This window comes from Mesorhizobium sp. M1E.F.Ca.ET.063.01.1.1 (genome assembly GCF_003998155.1).
Lineage (GTDB): Bacteria > Pseudomonadota > Alphaproteobacteria > Rhizobiales > Rhizobiaceae > Mesorhizobium.
Genome location: NZ_RZSC01001384.1, coordinates 1 through 742, shown reverse-complemented (window position 1 = coordinate 742; position 742 = coordinate 1). Strand labels below are relative to the sequence as shown.

Genomic DNA, 742 nt, shown 5'->3' with positions numbered 1-742 from the left:
GCCGCGGCCCGCCTTGCGGAAGATCGGCGTCGCCGCCTGCTCCTCCAGCTTCTTCAGTTGCGCGCTGACGGCTGAGGTCGAGCGGCTTGGCCGCTCGGCCGCCTTGGCGAAATTGCCCAGTTCCATGCCGGTGACGAAAGTCCTGAGGACGTCGAGGTCGAAGGTGACGCGTCGCATAAGATCATCCTTGTTTTCAGGATTGTTGATCAAAAACTTCCTGATTTTTCGAATGAAGTTATGGCGCTACATCCATCCGGTCAAGGCCGTCAGCCGGTCGTCAAGGGATTGGAATCATGTCAGCCATCGTCACCCGCAGCGATTGCGAGCCGTCTGAGCGAAGTATCGCCTCCGCCTCGGCCGGCCGGACCTTCGGACCCAACCATCGCTGGAAGGTGCTGGGCATCGGCGTCGCCGCCAACGCCGGCTTCTCCGCAACATTCTCCGGCATCCCGGCAACCGCCGTGGTGATGCGCCAGGGCTATCACCTCGACAATGCCTCGCTCGGCCTGGCGCTCGGTCTGCTCGGCCTCGGCGTGGCGCTCAGCGAATTGCCCTGGGGCGTGCTCACCGATCGCTGGGGCGACCGCCGCGTGCTCTTGACCGGGCTCGGCGCCACGGCGGCATGGCTCTTCATCATGGCCATGCTCGCCGTGCCGACGAAAACAGCCGTTCCAGGCGTCACGCTGCTTTCGGCGAGCCTGCTCGTTGCCGGCCTGCTCGGCGGCAGCGTGAGCGCCGGCTT

The 742-nt window shown here is 65.0% G+C and carries 2 protein-coding genes; one reads left to right on the top strand and one right to left on the bottom strand.

Going from position 1 to position 742, the window contains the following annotated elements; all coding sequences use genetic code 11:
• On the bottom strand, positions 1-177 hold a 177-nt coding region (locus EOA29_RS38745), incomplete at its 3' end, for a LysR family transcriptional regulator (protein WP_127222536.1).
• 116 nt (positions 178-293) lie between these two features.
• Between EOA29_RS38745 and EOA29_RS38740 the strand changes: the two genes are divergently transcribed.
• On the top strand, positions 294-742 hold a 449-nt coding region (locus tag EOA29_RS38740), incomplete at its 3' end, for an MFS transporter (protein WP_127222535.1).